The organism is Vibrio sp. 2017_1457_13 (assembly GCF_030851525.1).
Lineage (GTDB): Bacteria > Pseudomonadota > Gammaproteobacteria > Enterobacterales > Vibrionaceae > Vibrio > Vibrio metschnikovii.
This window is the reverse complement of record NZ_VHTA01000006.1, coordinates 1-15,527: the sequence shown is the minus strand read 5'-3', so window position 1 is coordinate 15,527 and position 15,527 is coordinate 1. Positions and strand designations below refer to the sequence as shown.

At 42.8% G+C, this 15,527-nt stretch carries 16 protein-coding genes, 2 tRNA genes and 2 rRNA genes; 4 read left to right on the top strand and 16 right to left on the bottom strand.

Features of this window, described 5'->3' with window-relative positions:
* Positions 1-98 precede the first annotated feature (98 nt).
* The 10 genes from dinB to bolA all read right to left on the bottom strand — a co-directional run bounded on the left by dinB (position 99) and on the right by bolA (position 9,580).
* Positions 99-1,163 carry a DNA polymerase IV gene (dinB, locus tag FKN88_RS09320; RefSeq protein ID WP_154170317.1) on the bottom strand — a complete coding sequence of 355 codons (1,065 nt, stop codon included), beginning with the start codon at positions 1,161-1,163 and terminating at the stop codon, positions 99-101.
* 271 nt (positions 1,164-1,434) lie between these two features.
* Positions 1,435-1,668: a (Na+)-NQR maturation NqrM gene (gene nqrM / locus FKN88_RS09315; RefSeq protein ID WP_040904064.1), complete on the bottom strand. Its 234-nt coding sequence runs from the start codon at positions 1,666-1,668 to the stop codon at positions 1,435-1,437.
* A 17-nt stretch (positions 1,669-1,685) separates the two neighbouring features.
* Entirely contained in the window at positions 1,686-2,696 is a 1,011-nt protein-coding gene (locus FKN88_RS09310; RefSeq protein ID WP_154170315.1) for an FAD:protein FMN transferase, read from the bottom strand.
* A gap of 257 nt (positions 2,697-2,953) precedes the next feature.
* Positions 2,954-4,180, bottom strand: coding sequence for an NADH:ubiquinone reductase (Na(+)-transporting) subunit F (gene nqrF, locus FKN88_RS09305; protein WP_004394630.1), 1,227 nt, complete (start codon positions 4,178-4,180; stop codon positions 2,954-2,956).
* Between the two features lie 33 nt (positions 4,181-4,213).
* On the bottom strand, positions 4,214-4,810 hold the full coding sequence (gene nqrE / locus FKN88_RS09300) for an NADH:ubiquinone reductase (Na(+)-transporting) subunit E (RefSeq protein ID WP_004394628.1): 597 nt from the start codon (positions 4,808-4,810) through the stop codon (positions 4,214-4,216).
* Positions 4,811-4,817: 7 nt separating this feature from the next.
* Positions 4,818-5,450 carry an NADH:ubiquinone reductase (Na(+)-transporting) subunit D gene (locus FKN88_RS09295; RefSeq protein WP_004394626.1) on the bottom strand — a complete coding sequence of 211 codons (633 nt, stop codon included), beginning with the start codon at positions 5,448-5,450 and terminating at the stop codon, positions 4,818-4,820.
* On the bottom strand, positions 5,450-6,223 hold the full coding sequence (locus FKN88_RS09290) for a Na(+)-translocating NADH-quinone reductase subunit C (RefSeq protein ID WP_004394624.1): 774 nt from the start codon (positions 6,221-6,223) through the stop codon (positions 5,450-5,452). Before FKN88_RS09290 ends, FKN88_RS09295 begins: the two co-directional genes overlap by 1 nt.
* Positions 6,213-7,463 (bottom strand): NADH:ubiquinone reductase (Na(+)-transporting) subunit B, encoded by a 1,251-nt coding sequence (locus FKN88_RS09285; protein WP_004394623.1) that lies wholly within the window; start codon positions 7,461-7,463, stop codon positions 6,213-6,215. Before FKN88_RS09285 ends, FKN88_RS09290 begins: the two co-directional genes overlap by 11 nt.
* 5 nt (positions 7,464-7,468) lie before the next feature.
* Entirely contained in the window at positions 7,469-8,809 is a 1,341-nt protein-coding gene (locus FKN88_RS09280; protein ID WP_154170313.1) for a Na(+)-translocating NADH-quinone reductase subunit A, read from the bottom strand.
* Positions 8,810-9,259: 450 nt separating this feature from the next.
* Complete coding sequence (gene bolA, locus FKN88_RS09275) at positions 9,260-9,580, bottom strand: transcriptional regulator BolA (protein ID WP_154170311.1); 321 nt, start codon at positions 9,578-9,580, stop codon at positions 9,260-9,262.
* A gap of 147 nt (positions 9,581-9,727) precedes the next feature.
* Between bolA and FKN88_RS09270 the strand changes: the two genes are divergently transcribed.
* From FKN88_RS09270 to FKN88_RS09255, 4 genes are read left to right on the top strand one after another with little or no spacing between them, the layout of a single operon-like run.
* Positions 9,728-10,861, top strand: a complete 1,134-nt coding sequence (locus tag FKN88_RS09270; RefSeq protein ID WP_154170309.1) for a methyltransferase — start codon at positions 9,728-9,730, stop codon at positions 10,859-10,861.
* Between the two features lie 33 nt (positions 10,862-10,894).
* On the top strand, positions 10,895-11,470 hold the full coding sequence (locus FKN88_RS09265; RefSeq protein ID WP_154170307.1) for a YajG family lipoprotein: 576 nt from the start codon (positions 10,895-10,897) through the stop codon (positions 11,468-11,470).
* Positions 11,463-12,014: a peptidylprolyl isomerase gene (locus FKN88_RS09260; protein ID WP_154170305.1), complete on the top strand. Its 552-nt coding sequence runs from the start codon at positions 11,463-11,465 to the stop codon at positions 12,012-12,014. The genes FKN88_RS09265 and FKN88_RS09260 overlap by 8 nt, the downstream gene beginning before the upstream one ends.
* A gap of 50 nt (positions 12,015-12,064) precedes the next feature.
* On the top strand, positions 12,065-13,465 hold the full coding sequence (locus FKN88_RS09255; protein WP_154170303.1) for an MFS transporter: 1,401 nt from the start codon (positions 12,065-12,067) through the stop codon (positions 13,463-13,465).
* Between the two features lie 90 nt (positions 13,466-13,555).
* Here the strand turns inward: FKN88_RS09255 and nfsA are convergent, their stop codons facing one another.
* From nfsA to FKN88_RS09225, 6 genes are all read right to left on the bottom strand, one after another.
* On the bottom strand, positions 13,556-14,278 hold the full coding sequence (gene nfsA, locus FKN88_RS09250) for an oxygen-insensitive NADPH nitroreductase (RefSeq protein ID WP_158138822.1): 723 nt from the start codon (positions 14,276-14,278) through the stop codon (positions 13,556-13,558).
* 9 nt (positions 14,279-14,287) lie between these two features.
* Positions 14,288-14,620: a DUF1904 domain-containing protein gene (locus FKN88_RS09245; RefSeq protein ID WP_154170301.1), complete on the bottom strand. Its 333-nt coding sequence runs from the start codon at positions 14,618-14,620 to the stop codon at positions 14,288-14,290.
* Between the two features lie 324 nt (positions 14,621-14,944).
* A tRNA-Trp gene (locus FKN88_RS09240) sits at positions 14,945-15,021 on the bottom strand.
* A gap of 49 nt (positions 15,022-15,070) precedes the next feature.
* Positions 15,071-15,147 (bottom strand) — tRNA-Asp (locus FKN88_RS09235).
* A gap of 86 nt (positions 15,148-15,233) precedes the next feature.
* Positions 15,234-15,349: ribosomal RNA gene (gene rrf, locus FKN88_RS09230) — 5S ribosomal RNA — on the bottom strand.
* An 87-nt stretch (positions 15,350-15,436) separates the two neighbouring features.
* A 23S ribosomal RNA gene (locus FKN88_RS09225) occupies positions 15,437-15,527 on the bottom strand; the annotation flags it as partial.

Genomic DNA, 15,527 nt, shown 5'->3' with positions numbered 1-15,527 from the left:
GCGTACATCTTATCCTAACGAAATGTCGACCTAGTTAGTGAATTGTCATAATCTGGCATGAAACATTCAGATAACGTTTGATGTCACTGCTGCTGATATTAAAAAAAGCTTAATTGAACGAAAGGTTCTGGCGGTTTTAAGGTGACATTGAGTCCCAGTAAGCGTATTCCTCGCCCTTTTTGACGCTGAAGGACATCAGCTAATAGCGATTTAAAATCATTGCGCTCTAGCTGAGTTTGTCCATGCTCAATCGTCGTGAGTTGAAAATCAGCAAACTTAACCTTAATGCCTTGCTTGATGATTCCTCGTTGCGGGCAAGAACGGTTTAGTCGTCGCTCAAGCTCAGGAAATAGAGTTTGCTCAATGAGTTGCCAACATTGTTCGTAAGTTTGAATATTTTCACTCAAGGTACGCTCAACCCCGACAGACTTTCTTTCACGCTCAACAACTATCGGCCGCTCATCAATGCCATGACTTTTTTTCCACAGTGAAGCTCCCAAGCGCCCAAAGCTAACCAACAGTTGTCGATAGTCGCTATTTTTTATGTCTTCACAGACATAAAATCCAGCTTGATGCAGTTTCTCTAAACTCACCTTACCAACACCTGGGATTTTACCTAAAGGTAAACCATCAATAACGCCTTGTACTTGTTCAGGTGTTATTACGCACAGTCCATTTGGTTTATTGATATCAGAGGCAATTTTGGCGAGAAACTTAAGTGGTGCAACGCCGGCAGAGGCCGTCAACTGGAGTTCATTCCAGATATCACGTCGAATCGCTTCAGCAATTAATGTGGCGCTGCCATAATAAGTCTGAGCATCACTGACATCTAAAAACGCCTCATCTAATGACAGGGGCTCTATAATCGCAGTATAACGCTGAAAAATCTGTTGGATATGTTGCGAGATAGTTTTATAGACCGACATTCTACCCGGCACCACCAATAAGTGGGGGCATAGTTTGATCGCCTGAGCCGTTGGCATCGCAGAATGAATACCAAAACGTCGCGCTTCATAATTACATGTACTGATCACACCGCGCTGTTTCTCATTCCCTCCGACCGCTAATGGTCGATCTCGATAGGTAGGATTATCACGCATTTCTACGGCAGCGAAAAAACAGTCCATATCAATATGAATAATTTTACGAATCGATTCACCCATCACGCATCACGAACAAAACTGTATGTATGAACAGTATAGGTATTTCGTTATGAAATGCATATAAAAAAACACCTCGCCCAGATGGCGAGGTGTTGATTACTTGATTGAGAAAAGCGTTAATGGCTTTACCCTTCCTCCTTGAAGCGGCAGCGGTGTTGGTTGCGTTCGTACACCCCAATCATATAGTCTGCCTATACTCATGGCGATTTACTCACTTGCCGCCTACCTGCAACTCCAAGTTGTTTGGGTATATTCATCGCACATAAAAAGATTAAGCAATTCGGTCTTTTTCCCATGCTGCTAACCGTTCAGCACGAGCTGCGGCACGTGCTTCTCGTTTTTTACGAGCATCACAAGGTTCAGGGCAATTACAAACCTTTTCAATACCAACCGCACCAAGACCGCCACAACTGCCTTTCACGACTTTCTTTTGAAAAATATAGCCTACTGCCATTGCAGCAATCACTGCCATAAAGACAGCAAATGTTATAAAAAAAGTACTCATCGTAACTGACTCACTCTTTATTTTGACCGATTAAGATAAGGCTGAAATGCACTAGAAACCACCTCTCTAAAGCCATCATCTGTTTTAATAATCATAAATACGGGGATTTGATTTAACTCAGCCACCGCCATCGCCTTTTCTTCACCTAGCACCATAAGCCCCGTTGAAAGACCATCAGCGGTCATGCTCGATTTATCCAGAACCGTGACTGAAACCACTTTATTATCGATTGGATAACCCGTTTGTGGATTAATAATGTGTGAATAACGCATACCATCGCGTTCAAAATAATTCCGATAATCACCAGAAGTGGCAATAGCCATATTACCGGGTTCAATTATCTCTTGAACTGAGCGCTCTTGTACAGACGGTTTTTCAATCGCAATTCGCCAAGGAATGCCTTGAGCATTAAGGCCCTTAAGGCGCATTTCTCCGCCAACTTCAACCATGTAATTCTCAATCCCTTGCGATTCGATAAAGTCGGCAACAACATCAACTCCCCAACCTTTGGCGATGGTTGACAAATCAACGTATAAATCAGGGATAGCTTTACTTAAAAAATGCCCAGAAATGGATAAATGTTCTATGCCTGTTTTGGCTTTTCGTGCGGCTAACTCTTGCTCACTAGGTACTGTATCTCGGCGCGCTTCGGGACCAAAGCCCCATAAATTAACCAAAGGCCCGACCGTCACATCTAATGATCCCAAGGTGAGCGCATTCAGTCGAATTGCCTCTTTCACAACCGTTGCCGTTTGCTCTGAGACCTGAAAAGGCTCGCTACTTTGATGTTGATTAAAGCGACTGAGTTCAGAATCTTCACGGTACGTTGACATCTGGTCATTGACTTGCTCTAACAAACGATCGATCTCTGTTTGTAAATGAGATGAGTCAGGAATGCCTGCTTGTTGAGTGTACTTTATATTGTAGGTCGTCCCCATCGTTGGCCCATTTAAATGGACCAATTCAACTGATTTTTCACATCCAGCCATAAAAATTAGCGATGCGAATGCAACAAGCCATTTCTTCACTTATTAATACCTCATTAGATCATGAACTCATAGGTGTGTTTTATCCCTTACCACTTTCAGCCATAGTAGTGGCAACATTCGTTCATTCTCATCCGTTATCTTTACGTATCGAAATTCACTTACCTGTCGCCTAACGACAACTTAACGTCGTTTGAGTGTATGGCAATCAACAGACCTATTTTCTCACGTTATACTCTCGGCAGAAAAATAATGGCTGACTCATCTGAGCCAGCCATCGGTTTTGCGATAATTAGCGATTAACCGCCAAAATCATCCAGTAGAATATTCTCATCTTCTACACCGAGATCTTTCAACATGCCGATAACCGCAGCATTCATCATCGGTGGCCCACACATGTAGTATTCACAATCTTCTGGCGCATCGTGATCGCGCAGATAATTTTCATACAATACATTATGGATAAAGCCAGTATAGCCATCCCAGTTGTCTTCAGGCATCGGATCAGATAATGCACAATGCCAAACGAAATTCGGATTTTCTGCTGCCAGACCATCAAAATCTTCAACGTAGAACATTTCACGTTTAGAACGCGCACCGTACCAGAAAGACATCTTACGTTTTGATTTCAAACGCTTAAGCTGGTCGAAAATATGCGAACGCATTGGAGCCATGCCAGCACCACCACCGATAAACACCATTTCTGCATCAGTATCTTTAGCGAAGAACTCACCAAACGGACCAGAAATAGTACATTTATCACCAGCTTTCAGTGACCAAATATACGAGGACATTTGACCTGGTGGCACATCAGGATTATTTGGCGGCGGCGTTGCAATACGCACGTTAAGCATAATAATCCCAAACTCTTCAGGATAGTTAGCCATTGAGTAAGCGCGAATGATATCTTCATCAACCTTCGACTCGTAGCGGAACAAGTTAAACTTGTCCCAGTCACCACGATACTCTTCTGGAACATCAAAATCAGAGTATTTAATGTGATGTGCTGGTGCTTCAATCTGAATATAGCCACCAGCTCTGAATGGTACTGACTCACCATCCGGAATCTGTAGCTTGAGCTCTTTAATGAAGGTTGCTTTGTTATCATTAGAGATAACTTCACATTCCCAACGTTTCACCCCAAAAATCTCTTCTGGAAGCTCAATATCCATATCGGTTTTCACTGCGACCTGACAAGCAAGACGCTCGCCTTCTCGGGCTTCACCTTTACTGATATGATCAAGCTCGGTAGGCAGAATATCACCACCGCCCGATTTGATTTTTACTCGGCACTGTCCACAAGAACCACCGCCACCACAAGCTGAAGAAACAAAAATTCCTGAACCCGCTAAGGCACTGAGTAACTTGCCACCTGGCTGAGTTAAGATGGCCTTATCTGGCTCACCATTAATTGAGATGGTAATGTCACCTGAAGGTACCAGCTTGGACTTAGCGAATAAAATCACTAATACCAACGCTAGAACGATAATGGTAAACATCACGACACCAAGGATAATACTTAGCATTGACTATTCCTTTATTGTTGCGGCCTACCCGACTTACAGTTGAACACCAGAGAAAGACATAAAGCCTAACGCCATCAAACCTACCGTGATAAACGTGATACCTAAACCACGTAATCCTGGAGGAACGTCTGAATATTTCATTTTCTCGCGAATGCCCGCAAGCGCAACAATCGCCAACATCCAACCGACACCAGAACCAAAGCCATAAACAATCGACTCAGTGAAGTTGTAATCGCGTTGCACCATAAAAGACACACCACCAAAGATGGCACAGTTCACCGTAATTAAGGGTAAGAAAATGCCTAGCGCGTTGTATAGTGGCGGGAAGAATCGGTCCAACACCATTTCTAAAATCTGAACTAAGGCAGCAATTACCCCAATAAAGGTGATGAAATTCAAAAAGCTCAGGTCTACTCCGTCGACTAACGCGCTGTCTTTCAACACCAAGTTATAGAGTAAATTGTTCACCGGCACGGCAATGGTTAGAACCACAATAACCGCGACACCTAAGCCAAAAGAGGTTTTTACTTTCTTAGATACCGCCAAGAAAGTACACATCCCTAAGAAAAACGATAGCGCTAAGTTCTCGATAAAGATCGAACGAACAAGCAAACTAATATAATGTTCCATTGCAGTTTTACTCCTTCGCTTCGACTTGTGCTGGTTTCACCGTACGGATAGCCCAAATCAAGAAACCGATTAAGAAGAAGGCCGATGGCGCGAGCAGCATCATACCATTGGGCTGATACCATCCGCCGTTACTTACCAGTGGCAAGACTTCTAAACCAAACAGTTGACCAGAGCCAAGTAGTTCGCGGAAAAAAGCAACCGTGATCAGGACAAAACCATAACCTAGCCCATTGCCGATACCGTCAATCAATGAGGGTAAGGGCGCTGATTTCATCGCAAACGCTTCGGCGCGTCCCATAACGATACAGTTAGTAATGATCAAGCCAACGAATACCGATAGTTGTTTAGAAATATCGTATAAGAAAGCTTTTAAGAACTGGTCAACCACGATAACCAACGAAGCGATAATCGCCATTTGCACGATAATCCGCACACTATTAGGAATGTGATTACGAATAATAGAAACAAACAAGTTAGAAAATGCAGTTACAAAGATAACCGCAAGTGTCATAACAAAAGCAGTTTCTAGCTTAGTTGTTACCGCTAATGCAGAACACACACCAAGCACTTGTAGTGCAATTGGGTTGTTGTCCAACACTGGCGCTAACAAGCTTTTTTTCATTTCTTTTGCGTTAGCCATTAGTTCAGGCCTCCGTCACGAACTTTTGCAAGGAATGGACCAAAGCCCATGTCACCCAACCAGAAGTCAAACGTATGTTGTACACCATTAGCCGTCAGTGTCGCTCCAGACAGTCCATCAACACCGTGAATAGATCCTTCAGGCGCACCACCTTTGTAGACGCGAAGCGCTGGACGATGATTTTCATCAAACAATTGCTTACCTACAAATTGTTGACGCCATCTTGGGTTTTCTACTTCACCACCAAGCCCAGGCGTTTCACCCTGCTCGTAGTAAGTAATGCCCGCAACAGTATTACCATCCATTTCTACAGCAACAAAAGCGTACATCATCGACCATAAGCCGTTACCGTGCATCGGTAAAATAACTTTGGAGTACCCTTCATCGCCTTTGACTAAATAGACAACACCAAGATTAGAGCGACGTAGGATTTTAGCTGGGTCTTGATCGGCTGGTAGACGAATAGACTCACTAGGATTACGCGACGCTGCTCGCTGGTCAAAGTTTGCCGCATCTCCCTCAACAAAATTACCGGTACTAAAATCGACCAAACGAGGCACGATATTGGAGCGGAACTGTGCTTGAATTTCTTGCGGATTACGAGCTTCTAAGCCCGCCACCGAGACAATATTACTTTGCATATCAAGCAAAGCATTATTGGTTTGGCGGTCTTTTAAAATGATCGCTGAAGCAGAAACCACAATCGAGCATACTAGGCTCAATGCGATAACAACCAACAGCGTTTTTTTAATGCTATCGTTATTACTTGCCATAGCGGGCTTCTCTCCGTTTGATATTTCTCTCTACAACCAAATTGTCGAACAGAGGCGCAAACAAGTTTGCAAACAGGATAGCCAACATCATCCCTTCAGGATACGCTGGGTTAACCACACGAATGAGGACACACATAGCACCAATTAAGATACCATATGCCCACTTACCGTTATTGGTAAACGCGGCGGAGACAGGATCAGTCGCCATGAAAATCATACCGAATGCAAATCCGCCCAACACTAAATGCCAATGCCAAGGCATACTAAATAGAGGGTTAGTATCAGAGCCGATCACATTAAATAAGGTTGCTAACGCCACCATACCAATCATAACGCCGGCAATAATACGCCATGAGGCTATACCCATATAGACGATAAATATACCGCCTAATATCAGCGCCAGTGTAGATACTTCACCAATCGAGCCTGGAATATTACCAATGAAGGCATCCATCCAAGTGATCGTCTCACCGGTTACCGTATGTACAAGACTGCCTGAACCACCTTGCGCCCACTGGCTAAGTGCAGTTGCACCTGAGTAACCATCAGCAGCCGTCCATACTGTATCCCCTGAAATTTGTGCTGGATAAGCAAAAAACAGGAAAGCACGACCAGCCAACGCAGGGTTTAGGAAGTTACGTCCAGTACCACCGAAAATTTCTTTCGCAACCACAACACCAAAGGTAATACCTAATGCCGCTTGCCAAAGTGGTAACGTGGGTGGAACAATCAGAGCAAACAGAATTGAAGTAACAAAGAAACCCTCATTCACTTCATGTTTGCGTACCATACAGAACAATACTTCCCAGAAACCACCAACAATAAAGACGGTTGCATAAATTGGTAGGAAGTAAGTTGCCCCGAGCAACATTTTGGAGCCCCAGCCTGCCTCAGCAGAAATGGTACCACCCAGCATTTCGGTCAACCAGTAGTGCCAGTTACCTGCGATTGCTGCTGCTAAATCCAGCTGACCAGATGCAGACATGTGCAATAAAGCAGAAATGGCTTGGCCGCCTGCGTTGTACATTCCCCAGAAAGTAGCAGGGAATACCGCAAACCAAACCATGATCATGATGCGTTTTAAATCAACGCTATCACGCACGTGTGAGCTTTTTTTCGTCACTAGGCCCGGTGTATAAAACAACGTTGCAGCAGCTTCATACAAAGCAAACCACTTCTCATGTTTTCCACCTGGCTCAAAATGAGGCTCGATGTCTTCAAGAAACTTTTTAAGGCCCATGAAAATTACCCTTCCTTCTCAATCTTGTCGAGGCACTCGCGCAGCAAGGCGCCATATTCATACTTGCCTGGACATACAAAGGTGCACAGCGCGAGATCTTCTTCGTCTAACTCAAGAGCCCCTAAACGCTGAGCGTTATCGGTATCACCCGCACACAAATCGCGCAGTAGCAATGTTGGTTCCATATCGAGCGGCATGACTTTTTCATAGTTGCCAATAGGAACCATTGCTCTATCACTACCATTGGTGGTGGTAGTCATATTAAACAACTGACCTTTAAAGAAATGACCTAAGAATGCTCGTGTCACAGAGAAGCGGTTTTTACCCGGCATCGCCCAACCAAACAGTTCTTTTTCTCGGCCTTCACGCAATACAGAGACTTGCTTATGATAACGACCAAGGTAAGCATGGGGACCAGAAGCCTTTGTACCAGACAATACGGAGCCTGATATTACTCGTACATCGCCTTGCATTAATTCACTATGAGTTAGCTCATCCAAACTTGCGCCCATTACGGTACGTAGCAAACGGGGATTATTCACCACTGGACCCGCCAATGAAATCACTCGTTCATTGTACAGTTCACCGGTTAAAAACAGCTTACCAATAGCAATTACGTCTTGATAATCGATGTTCCATGCCACATTTTGCGCATTAACAGGATACAAGAAATGCATGTGCGTCCCGACTAAGCCAGCTGGATGTGGGCCATCAAAAACATGCTCATGCACATTCTGTTGAGCTGAACGAGGCAAGCTTACGTTCGATTTACAAACATAGACTTTATCTTCAGTGAGTACTGAAAGCACGTCTAGACCTGCAGTGAACGCCTCTGGCTGCTCATTAATGATGACACTTGGCTCTGCGGCTAATGGATTGGTATCCATGGCCGTAACGAAGATCGCTTTAGTGTGAGAATTAATGGCTGGTACCTTGCTGAACGGACGAGTTCGTAGGGCTGTCCACAATCCAGAGTCGACAAGTTGAGAGGTCACCGCTGCGCGGTCTAAACTCGCTAACTGGCTCGCGTCAAATTTATTGAAGGTGATTTGCTCATCGCCCATCTTTTCAATCACAACGGACTGAAGGACTCGCTTAGCACCACGATTAACTTCAATAACTTTGCCACAAACAGGAGAAGTAAAAACGACACCTGGGTTCTTCTTATCTTCAAAAAGAACTTGTGCTTTTTTCACTTCATCACCCACGCGAACATGCATCGTTGGACGCATACCCACGTACTCTTCGCCAAGCAAGGCGACTTTGGTGATGGCTTTGCCATCATGAATCACCTGGGAAGGAGCTCCAGCAATGGGAAGGTCCAAACCCTTTTTTATTGTAATCATACGCACTTGCACTACTTTTTTATTGGGAAAAAGATTCTTTCATTGCGTAAAATCGAGAACGAGACGGGCTAATTGACTTACATGCCAGTCAACACGATCTAACGCTCTCTAGACACGACATTGATAGTGTCCGTTTTTGGCTATTGTTAATGCCAAAACCGCAACATCCTTCTTAAAATCCGATTACCAGTCTGTAATGAGATTTGTCAGGTGCAATAGTTTAGCATCTTTTAGGAACTGGATGCCATGACCAATCCCCGCTTCATTCGCTTTATTTATCAAGAAATAGCTAGCAAGGAATGATAAATAATCATAAATATGACCTATCGCACAGTTAACCTTAGTCAGTTAACTTACGAGCAGAATTATTTGATGATTGGTAGAGAAAATGCACCACCATGGTCTGCTTAACAATACAATACGCAAAGGCTGATAACGGCGATCACTCACTTATTTAAGTTCATTTTTAGAACCGCCCATACACATAGGACTATCAGGAGCCCCACCTTGCAATTGGTTCCATTCTTGTGGCGTGTAAGTATGAATAGCTAATGCATGGATAGAGTGAGCAAGCTCATCTTTTAACACTTGATTAACTTGTCGATGACGAGTAATTAAGCGCTGTTCGACAAAAGTATCGCTAACAATAATGACTTTAAAGTGGCTTTCTGAACCGGCAGGAACATTATGCATATAGCTTTCATTCAACACTTGTAAATGCTCTGGTTGAAAAGCCTGCTGTAATTTCATTTCGATGGTTTCTTGAAGCATGATGAGTCCTCAACGACACAATGTCTCATTTATATGATGCTGCGATTCTACTCTTGCTTAATGATAAGGAAAAGGTTTTGGTTTCTTGTTCCCTCTCCATTTGAGACAATGTTGTCGCCTTTCTTTAATCGATAATTAACGAACAAGATGAAAACAGAATTAACCTTGGATAACCGAACTTTAACGCTTCATCGATTTCCCATTCGCAGTAATGAAACGCTACAAGCTTGGGATGCGGGTGATGAGTATTTGATCTCTCATCTTAAAACGCTCAATCTACAACCTAATCGGCATATTCTTGTTCTGAATGATCATTTCGGTGCACTAAGCTGCTATTTATCTTTCGAACATCAAATCACTATGTTGAGTGATTCATTTATTGCCCAACAAGCTACGATAGCGAATTTACAAGCCAATGGTTGTCCCGCTATTCATCTCGATAATACGATGGCATCGCTCCCGGATAACATCGACCTTGTATTGATGCAAATTCCTCGTAATAACCGTCATTTAATTTGGCAATTGAGCCAATTAAGAGCCTCTTTACCCGCTCATTGCCCTGTAATAGCCGTCAATAAAGCAAAAGAAATCCATACCTCTACATTACAACTTTTTGAACAATATTTAGGCCAAACACAGACTTCTTTGGCGTGGAAAAAACATCGTCTCGTCTTTTCTCAGCCCGATGTTCAGCCCCTTCCCTCGATAGAAGAAAGTATTTGCTGGAGCATTGATGATAAAACGATTGAATTAACTAATCTGCCTAATGTCTACTCTGCTGAACGTTTGGATCAAGGCGCGCGTTTACTCTTAGATTATTTACCTCAAGATGACACCTTAGAGAGTATTATTGATTTAGGATGCGGCAACGGCGTTTTATCGGTCAAACTCGGGCAACTGAACCCACAAGCCAAAATAATCTCTGTTGATGAAAGCTTTATGGCGGTGGAGTCAGCGAAACGAAATCTTGAGAAAAATTTATCATCACAGCATCGTTTTGAATGTTTGACAAATAATTGTTTAGATGGCTTTCCCGATCACAGCACAATGTTTATCGTTTGCAATCCACCGTTCCATCAGCAACAAGCCATCACTGATCATATTGCATGGCAGATGTTTTGTGATGCTAAGCGTGTTCTTTCTAAACAGGGTAAGTTGTTAGTGATTGGTAACCGTCACCTCGGTTACGATATCAAGTTAAAGCGACTATTTGGTAATACGCAGGTGAAAACTATCGCTAGTAACGCAAAATTTGTTATCTTACAGGCTATTAAGTCATAAGTATTACCGTTCACTACAGCAAAGGATTTGATCATGAAGAAATTGGTTATCGCCGCCTCAATTGCACTCTTAACCGCTTGTGCCGCACCAAAGCAAGAGCAAATTAACTTTATGCCTCAAGCAGTATTAAGTAGCAGCAATATTGTTAACAATGTCAGCTTTACCTTAGTCAGCAAAGATGTTCGTTCTGCGCAGTATGTGGCATTAGTCGACAGTGGACGTAATCATATTGAGCCAGTGCATGCAAAACAAAATCTACGTATTGCCTTAGAAAATACTTTAGCTGAACAGTTTGCTTCGCAAGGTTTCCGTTTAACGGTGAATAGTGAAAACAATCTGGCGTTAGAGATTCAAGAGGCGTTAGTTACTGTCAAACACTCAATTACCTCGCATGAAATGAACGCCAGTGTCACTCTTGAGTTAACCGCCGAAACGCCTAAAGGTAAGCTAGTAAAAAGTTATCATGGTACAGCGAAGCGAAGCGCTGCTTTAAATGCATCAAATCAAGATATTGAAAGAGTATTCAATGATGTTGTTAATTTAGTACTGAAAGAAATTGCCAACGATAGCGAGTTGCAAAGCTATATGAAGGATCGTTTCAATGGTTAAAAAAATAGCCGCCGCCATTCTAACGATGTTCAGCATTACTGTATGGGCAGAACCACAGGTTAAATTTGAGACCTCTATCGGTGATTTCATCGTAGAGCTTGATTCACAATTAGCACCAATTACCAGTGAAAATTTTTTACATTATGTGCAAGATGGTAGTTATATCGGTAGTCAATTCCATCGAGTAATCCCTGGGTTCATGGCTCAGGGTGGAGGCTTTGACGCCAAATTAGAACCATTAAAAACCCACCCACCGATTATCAATGAAGCTCGTAATGGGCTACGCAATGATACGGCAACAATTGCCATGGCAAGAACCGCTAACCCAAATTCTGCCACACGACAATTTTTTATTAACCTTGCTGATAATCAATTTTTAAATCCCACCCAACGTCAAGAAGGCTATGCCGTTTTTGGTAAAGTGATCAGTGGCTTTGAAACTATCCAAATGATGGCCAAGCAACCAACTCGAACGATAGGCCATCTGAATGATGTCCCTGTAACCCCAATCGTCATTACCAATGTGACAGTCATTGTTGATTAATTTCTTCCCCCTAACTTAAAGTTAGGGGGAACTCTGTAAGGATAAGGCTCATGCCGAGCGGAACTCAATATCTTACTTGGTCACAAACCATTAAAAGTTATCTTGATCGTCGTCTTTTATGGGTATTTCTACTTGGTTGCTCAAGTGGCTTCCCTTGGGTATTGATCGGTTCAAACATGTCTGGATGGCTTAAAGATGCAGGCTTATCTCTAGCCGCTATCGGATACTTTGGTAGCGTATTTTCCGTCTATGCCATTAATTTTCTTTGGGCACCTTTAGTCGATCGAGTAAAAATCCCATTCTTATATAAAAGACTAGGACAAAGACGAAGCTGGATATTGTTTTGCCAACTTCTGGTTTTTATTTTTACGTTGCTGATCGCAGGGGTTAATCCGGCGACCAATCTTATTTTAACATCAATGTTTGCTCTGGCGATCGCTACCGCATCAGCGACACAAGATATTGCCATTGATGCTTTTCGCATTGACACCTTTCCTAAATCAGAACAATCAAAGTTGCCTCAAGCTTCAGCAATGGCGGTGATTGGATGGTGGACTGGATATTCTCTACCCGGATACTTTGCTTTTATTAATGCCGATAGTGTGGGTTGGAACCAAGTCTATTACGGAATGGCGGCAATCGTATTATTGTTAATGCTGTTCACCTTATTTGTCGGCGAACCAACGTCTCATCGAGATCGATTACAACAACAAGCTGAGTTACGACACGGTGAAGTCATTCAATCTAAAGCCGCGACATGGCTCACCGTGACATTATTTGAACCCTTCATTGATTTTTTCCGCCAAAATGGAACTCGAGTGGCGATCACTCTATTACTGTTTGTCTTTCTGTTCAAAATTGGAGAAGCATTTCTGGGCAGGATGTCGATTGCTTTTTATAAAGATATCGGATTCACCAATGAACAAATCGGATACTACTCTAAGTTGATTGGTTGGGGATTAACTATGCTATTTACGTTTGTCGGTAGCATGTTCAACGTAAGATTTGGCATTATTAAAGGATTAATGATCGGCGGAATAGCGATGTCGGCAAGTAATCTTATGTTCTCTTGGATTGCTGAAGTCGGCCCGAATGAACATCTTCTGCTCGCTACAATTGTTGTTGATAACTTTACTACCGCTTTTTCTACTGTAGCTTTCGTTTCTTTCTTAACGGTAATGACAGGGCAAGCTTTTTCCGCTACTCAATATGCTTTACTAGCATCACTAGGCAACTTTGGCCGTACAACGCTTGCTTCATTTAGCGGTCAAGTTGCTGATTATCTTGATAATTGGTCACTATTTTTCGTATTAACTGCAGTTATGGTCGTACCCAGTCTACTCATGCTGTACTCATTACGTCATTATTTTAACAACATGCTCAACACGGCAAGAAAGCATCAATTATCAGAACTTGATTCACTCGATCGCTCAGAGAAACAAAGCAAGTGATAAAATTGGCTCCCTTAGAATATAAGCTTCTAGAGGGAGCAATTAGCGATGTGTTTTACAATAGCGCAGTAATGAGTGACATTATGGCGATCACTTTTTAGCCAACCCCTTGCAATGAAAATAGTCCTGCATATAAGGCCTCGATTCCTGAGCTAATTTATTACAAGTTTGCTCAGACCAACCTTGCTGCTTACTATTGCTTGAACGAGTTTGATAGTAATCAAGCATAATTTGATCGTACTGTTTAACACGCCCAACCTCTAAAGGCTGATAAGCATTTTCATGTACGATCACTTCTGGACTTAATCTTGGCTTTAATTGCGGGTGTTGATCCGGATGACCTAAACACAAGCCAAAAAGCACTGCACAATAAGGGGGTAATTCTAATAATTGATCAACCTCATAAGGCGAATTTCTTAATCCCCCGATGTAAACACCACCTAATTGCAACGATTCTGCTGCTAGCAAACAATTTTGTGCCATAATGCCCGCATCAATAGCCCCGATCAGGGTCAGCTCCATAAATTCTGGATGCACGTTATTATCAAGCGTGTAATGACGTTGATAATCAATACAAAATACTAAAAATTCGGCGGCGCTAGCGACATAAGGTTGGTTACCCGCAAGTTCAGCCAATTTAAGGCGCTTCTCTTGCTCAGTAATGCGTATAATGGATACCGCTTGCAATAAACTCGAAGAAGAGGCAGCGATACCCGATGCAATAATGGCATCCAACTGTATTTTACTGATTGGTTGATCTTTAAAAGCACGGATAGAACGATGTGAGGTAATGGTATCAATAACTTGATTCATGAACGTCTCTTAATAATGCTGAGCATTATCATAATAGTGATTCGGTTTTAATGCGGTAAATATCACTGCAACGTCAACTTGACTACTCAAGACTTGACGCACTTGATCGGTAATTACCGATGCGACTTGGTCTTGAACATTTTGCCCTCTATCAAACCAGAGCACTTCAACGAAAGGATAAGCCTGACTGACAGCCCCATCAAAGAAGAAAGTACTGTAGATATATTCAAAGGTGAAGTCCTCGCGAGGAGCATTGATTAGAGGCTGTAACTCGTTAATTAATGTCGCTGACAAAGCTTGGACTGTTTGCGGTTCTAATGCTCGAAATCGAATATGTGGCATACTTTACTCCTTTTGTTGTCATTTATCATAACAGCTTATAAATTGAACTTCGATAGACTACCAATCATTTACCACTGTTAAATAAAAAGAAAGGATATGGATTACTTTCGACTTTCATGTATCCGCCTTTGTCATCAAATAAGTAAATAACCGAAAATAAAAAAGCCTTAACATTGCTGTTAAGGCTTACGATTTGCTATTAACACCCAACACGCGCATCTTTTGGCGATTAGCGGGATCCGCTGCTTTGGAAGCTACCGAACTTAAAAATATTGTACCTAGATCAAAAAAGGTCTTAGTCAAACGACTAAGACCTTTTGTGTCTGGCAGGGGTGGAGAGATTCGAACTCCCAACACGCGGATTTGGAATCCGCTGCTCTACCAATTGGAGCTACACCCCTAAATAATCTTACAACTAAAGCCTTGCTGTTTAGCAAAGCTCTTTATCAGTGGCGGAGCGGACGGGACTCGAACCCGCGACCCCCGGCGTGACAGGCCGGTATTCTAACCAACTGAACTACCGCTCCACATTGTCTTGTTACTCGATAAAGTCTGATTGGCTGCTTTATTGAGTTTCTGTCTTCAGACCTTAGGTCTAAACACAAGTATTAAAGCCTGGCGATGTTCTACTCTCACATGGGGAGACCCCACACTACCATCGACGCTGTTTCGTTTCACTTCTGAGTTCGGCATGGAATCAGGTGGGTCCAAAACGCTATGGTCGCCAAGCAAATTTGGTTAATTCGGAAAGCTGTTTTTCATTCTCTACACATTCAATGCACTTCTTTGAGTCCACCAAAACCCCTTGGGTGTTGTATGGTTAAGCCTCACGGGCAATTAGTACAGGTTAGCTCAACGCCTCACAGCGCTTACACACCCTGCCTATCAACGTTCTAGTCTCGAACAA

Excerpts from the sequence above, each read along its gene's own strand:
- dinB (WP_154170317.1), bottom strand. The coding sequence starts at position 1,163 with ATGGGTGAATCGATTCGTAAAATTATTCATATTGATATGGACTGTTTT.
- nqrM (WP_040904064.1), bottom strand. The coding sequence starts at position 1,668 with ATGAGTACTTTTTTTATAACATTTGCTGTCTTTATGGCAGTGATTGCT.
- nqrF (WP_004394630.1), bottom strand. The coding sequence starts at position 4,180 with ATGCTAAGTATTATCCTTGGTGTCGTGATGTTTACCATTATCGTTCTA.
- nqrE (WP_004394628.1), bottom strand. The coding sequence starts at position 4,810 with ATGGAACATTATATTAGTTTGCTTGTTCGTTCGATCTTTATCGAGAAC.
- FKN88_RS09295 (WP_004394626.1), bottom strand. The coding sequence starts at position 5,450 with ATGGCTAACGCAAAAGAAATGAAAAAAAGCTTGTTAGCGCCAGTGTTG.
- FKN88_RS09290 (WP_004394624.1), bottom strand. The coding sequence starts at position 6,223 with ATGGCAAGTAATAACGATAGCATTAAAAAAACGCTGTTGGTTGTTATC.
- FKN88_RS09285 (WP_004394623.1), bottom strand. The coding sequence starts at position 7,463 with ATGGGCCTTAAAAAGTTTCTTGAAGACATCGAGCCTCATTTTGAGCCA.
- FKN88_RS09280 (WP_154170313.1), bottom strand. The coding sequence starts at position 8,809 with ATGATTACAATAAAAAAGGGTTTGGACCTTCCCATTGCTGGAGCTCCT.
- bolA (WP_154170311.1), bottom strand. The coding sequence starts at position 9,580 with ATGCTTCAAGAAACCATCGAAATGAAATTACAGCAGGCTTTTCAACCA.
- FKN88_RS09270 (WP_154170309.1), top strand. The coding sequence starts at position 9,728 with ATGAAAACAGAATTAACCTTGGATAACCGAACTTTAACGCTTCATCGA.
- FKN88_RS09265 (WP_154170307.1), top strand. The coding sequence starts at position 10,895 with ATGAAGAAATTGGTTATCGCCGCCTCAATTGCACTCTTAACCGCTTGT.
- FKN88_RS09260 (WP_154170305.1), top strand. The coding sequence starts at position 11,463 with ATGGTTAAAAAAATAGCCGCCGCCATTCTAACGATGTTCAGCATTACT.
- FKN88_RS09255 (WP_154170303.1), top strand. The coding sequence starts at position 12,065 with ATGCCGAGCGGAACTCAATATCTTACTTGGTCACAAACCATTAAAAGT.
- nfsA (WP_158138822.1), bottom strand. The coding sequence starts at position 14,278 with ATGAATCAAGTTATTGATACCATTACCTCACATCGTTCTATCCGTGCT.
- FKN88_RS09245 (WP_154170301.1), bottom strand. The coding sequence starts at position 14,620 with ATGCCACATATTCGATTTCGAGCATTAGAACCGCAAACAGTCCAAGCT.